The sequence below is a fragment of the Jeotgalibacillus proteolyticus genome (genome assembly GCF_050107735.1).
Classification (GTDB): Bacteria; Bacillota; Bacilli; order Bacillales; family Jeotgalibacillaceae; genus Jeotgalibacillus; species Jeotgalibacillus proteolyticus_A.
Window position 1 is genome coordinate 1 of record NZ_JBNILO010000043.1, and the last position, 255, is coordinate 255.

The following is a 255-nucleotide window of genomic DNA, read 5'->3' on the forward strand; positions in this document are numbered from 1 at the left end:
ACGCGGTACATGATCTCGTAGAACAGATTCCCCAAGAAGCATTCGAGTCTTTCTTGCGAAAGACCGGCTGCCCTGCCTATCATCCACGTATGATGATGAAAATTATTTTATGCGCCTACTCCCAGTCTGTTTTCTCCGGAAGAAAAATTGAAGGACTCCTTTTAGACAGTGTTCGGATGATGTGGCTGGCTCAAGGGCACCAACCCAGCTATCGAACCATAAACCGATTCCGGGTTTACCCAGAAGTTCAAGCTC

At 47.5% G+C, this 255-nt stretch carries 1 protein-coding gene; it reads left to right on the plus strand.

Features of this window, described 5'->3' with window-relative positions:
• A partial coding sequence (locus ACQCT8_RS19065) for a transposase (RefSeq protein WP_426873703.1) occupies positions 1 to 255 on the plus strand: 255 nt, incomplete at both ends.